A 3,294-nucleotide genomic window follows, 5' to 3' on the forward strand; every position below is an offset into this window, starting at 1 on the left:
CACCAGGACACCGGAGCCGATCAGCAGGATCTGGTCGAGCTGGTCGGCATCCATGTCGGCTCCTCCCATGGTGTCGACGGACCCTGATTCTATCGGTCGGCGAGCGTGCCCATGACCGTCCTTCCGCGGTTGCGGTGGCGCCCGACAGCGGAGTGCGATTGGCTGTCAGGTGCGCCGGCACCAGCGGCAGGACGAACGGAGCACCCATGGAGGAGGTTCGCTACGGCGACGACCCCTCACAGCACGGCGAGCTGACCCGTCCGGCGGGCGCCTCCAAGGGTGTCGTCGTGGTGATCCATGGCGGGTTCTGGCGATCCGTCTACGACCTCTCGCTCGGCCGCCCGCTCGCCGCGTCGCTCGCCGAGCACGGCTGGACGGCGTACAACCTCGAGTACCGCCGGGTGGGCAACGGGGGCGGCTACCCTCAGACGCTCGACGACGTGGCGGCGGGCATCGATGCGCTCGCCGGCGTCGACGGCCTCGACACCTCGACCGTCGTGACGCTCGGCCACTCCGCCGGAGGCCACCTCGCCGTGTGGGCGGCCGGGCGGCCGAGGCTCACCGGCACGCCCTGGAGCGAGCCGGCCGTGCGGGTCACGGCGGCGATCTCCCAGGCCGGCGTGCTGGACCTGGCTGCGGCCGTCCGCGACGACCTCGGGGCCGGTGCCACGCTGGCCTTCATGGGCAGGCACGGCGACCATAAGCACGCCGACCCGAGCCGGCACCTCCCCCTCGACGTACCGGTCCGCTGCGTGCACGGCGTGGCCGACGACACCGTGCCGCTCAGCCAGTCGATCGCGTACGTCGACCGCGCGAGGTCGGCCGGGGCGGACGCCGAGCTCATCGAGGTCGAGGGGGATCACTTCGTCGTGATCGATCCGTCGTCACACGCCTGGGCCGTGACGCTGGAGATCCTGGAGGCGCTCACGGCTCGGTGAGCACGAAGAGAGTGCCCCGACCCTGTCGAGGCACTCCCAGCTCGTGGGCGCTCAGTGCTTGAACGCGTCCTTGACGTTCTCGGCCGCATTCTTCAGATCGGACTTGGCCTGGTCCGTCTTGCCCTGGCGCTCCAGCTCTTCGTCGTCCGTGGCTCCGCCAACGGCTTCCTTCGCCTTGCCCTTGGCGTCCTCGGCGGCGTTGCTCAACTTGTCATCTAGTCCCATGATCAGTTCCTTTCGTCGTGCCACGGACATACCCGGAATGCGTCGGGACAACCCCCTCAATCCGGGGTCGCTTCGTGATGCCGACGGCCGTGCGTACGCCGCTCCTCCTTCATCTCGGCCTCGAACAGGTGCGTACGCCCGGGGGCCAGCGCTTCACGGGCCGCACGCTCGTGCTCCTTGAACGCGGCGTAGTAGCCCGCGTCGTACTCCTCGACGACCTGGAAGGTCCACCGACCCTCCAGGACGTTGCGGCCGATCAGGTCGGTCGTGATGCTCTCGGCGATGTCGTCGCGCCCGGCCTTCCGGAACAGGTCGACGGCGTCGTCGAGCGCCAGGTCGGCCTCACCCGTGCGGCGGTGCCACGTGTAGAGCAGCCCGCGCGCCTCCTCGATGACCTCGAGGGCCTCGCTCAGCTTGCCGAGCGCCTCGACGGTGACGTCGTCGACGCCGTCGGGCCGCGTGTGCTGCGGCTTCGGTGCCTCACCCATGTGCCAACGCTAGAGCGGCGAGCCGGCCTCGGCACGTCGAGCGTACGGCTGCGGGCCGTCCCTGAGCGGTCAGACGGCGTCGGAGAGCGCCTGGAACTGCTCGTCGGTCAGCTCGATGCCGGACGCGCCGATGTTGTCCTCGAGGTGCGCGACGGTCGACGTGCCGGGGATCGGCAGCATGACCGGGGAGCGCTCGAGCAGCCAGGCAAGTGCCAGCTGCGACGGCGTCGCCCCCTGCTCCTTCGCGATCTCGGCGAGCGGGCCGCCGTCCTTGACGAGTCCACCCGTGGCGAGCGGGAACCACGGGATGAAGCCGATGCCGTTGGCCTCGGCATGATCGAGGAGCGCCTCGGCGGACCGGTCGGCGAGGTTGTAGAGGTTCTGCACCGACACGATCTCGGCGGTCTTCTGCGCCTCCTCGAGCTCGTCGACGGTGACCTCGCTCAGGCCGATGTGGCGCACCTTGCCCTGCTCCTGCAGCTCCTTGAACGCCCCCACCTGGTCGGCGACCGGGACCTCGGAGTCGATGCGGTGCAGCTGGATCAGGTCGATGCGGTCGACGCCGAGGCGGCGGAGGCTGAGCTCGACCTGCTGCTTGAGGTAGGCGGGCCGGCCGACAGGGATCCACTCGCCGGGACCGGTGCGGGTGAGACCCGCCTTGGTGGCGATCACGACGTCGTCGGCGTACGGATGGAGGGCCTCGCGGATGATCTCCTCGGACACGTTGGGTCCGTAGGAGTCGGCGGTGTCGATGAACGTCACGCCGAGCTCGACGGCGCGGCGGAGGACGCGGATCGCCTCGTCACGGTCACGGGGCTCGCCCCAGACGCCGCTGCCGGTGATCTGCATCGCCCCGTATCCGAGGCGCGTGACCGGGAGGTCACCGCCGATCGAGAAGGTGCCGGACGTGGTTGCGGAAACTGTGGAAGTCATGCCGTGGTCAAGGACGACCGGCGTGAGGTTATTCCGCCGGGGTCAGCAGGAAGACCGGGATGACCCGATCGGTCTTCTCGGCGTACGACGCGTAGGGCGGGTAGGCCTCGACCGCGCGCGCCCACCACACCTCGCGCTCCTCACCGCTGAGCTCGCGGGGCGTGAAGTCCTTGCGCACGGGCCCGTCCTGAAGCTCGACCAGCGGCGCGTCGACGACGTTGTGGTACCAGCTCGGGTGCTTCGGCGACCCGCCCAGCGAGGCGACGATGGCGTACTGGCCCTCGTGCTCGACGCGCATCAGCGCGGTCTTGCGGAGCTTGCCGGTCCTGGCGCCGAGCGTCGTGAGCAGCACGATCGGCTTGCCCATGATGGTGTTGCCCTCTGCGCCGTTCGTACGCTCGAACAGCTCGGCCTGCTTGCGGGCCCATTCGGTCGTGCTGGGCGCATATTCTCCGGTCAGTGGCATGCCTCAAGCCTTGCAGGGACCTCCCAACCACGGCCTTGCCACCTCACGGCATGATCGACTCATGGACCGCGTGCAGCTCGGAACCAGTGACCTCGAGGTGTCGAGCATCATCCTCGGCTGTATGAGCTACGGCGACCCCGATCGTGGCACGCACCCGTGGACGCTGCCCGAGGAGCAGAGCCGGCCGTTCATCCAGCAGGCCCTCGATGCCGGGATCACGACGTTCGACACCGCCAACATGTAC

General features: G+C 69.3%; 6 protein-coding genes. 2 read left to right on the forward strand and 4 right to left on the reverse strand.

Features of this window, described 5'->3' with window-relative positions; all coding sequences use genetic code 11:
• Positions 1-206 precede the first annotated feature (206 nt).
• The gene (locus tag V6M46_RS08800; RefSeq protein ID WP_332663848.1) at positions 207-938 is read left to right on the forward strand and encodes an alpha/beta hydrolase; all 732 of its coding nucleotides are present in this window, start codon (positions 207-209) and stop codon (positions 936-938) included.
• Positions 939-989: 51 nt separating this feature from the next.
• Here the strand turns inward: V6M46_RS08800 and V6M46_RS08805 are convergent, their stop codons facing one another.
• The 4 genes from V6M46_RS08805 to V6M46_RS08820 form a co-directional block, all read right to left on the reverse strand.
• Positions 990-1,163, reverse strand: coding sequence for a CsbD family protein (locus V6M46_RS08805; protein WP_332663850.1), 174 nt, complete (start codon positions 1,161-1,163; stop codon positions 990-992).
• 56 nt (positions 1,164-1,219) lie between these two features.
• A complete protein-coding gene (locus tag V6M46_RS08810) occupies positions 1,220-1,651 on the reverse strand; it encodes a hypothetical protein (RefSeq protein WP_332663853.1) in 432 nt (143 codons plus the stop codon).
• A 69-nt stretch (positions 1,652-1,720) separates the two neighbouring features.
• Positions 1,721-2,584, reverse strand: a complete 864-nt coding sequence (locus V6M46_RS08815) for an aldo/keto reductase (RefSeq protein ID WP_332663856.1) — start codon at positions 2,582-2,584, stop codon at positions 1,721-1,723.
• Positions 2,585-2,612: 28 nt separating this feature from the next.
• Positions 2,613-3,050 (reverse strand): nitroreductase family deazaflavin-dependent oxidoreductase, encoded by a 438-nt coding sequence (locus tag V6M46_RS08820; RefSeq protein ID WP_332663858.1) that lies wholly within the window; start codon positions 3,048-3,050, stop codon positions 2,613-2,615.
• 61 nt (positions 3,051-3,111) lie between these two features.
• Between V6M46_RS08820 and V6M46_RS08825 the strand changes: the two genes are divergently transcribed.
• Positions 3,112-3,294 (forward strand): aldo/keto reductase (locus tag V6M46_RS08825; RefSeq protein WP_332663860.1); only part of this gene is annotated, 183 nt, incomplete at its 3' end.

It is taken from the genome of Aeromicrobium sp. (assembly GCF_036676885.1).
Classification (GTDB): Bacteria; Actinomycetota; Actinomycetes; order Propionibacteriales; family Nocardioidaceae; genus Aeromicrobium.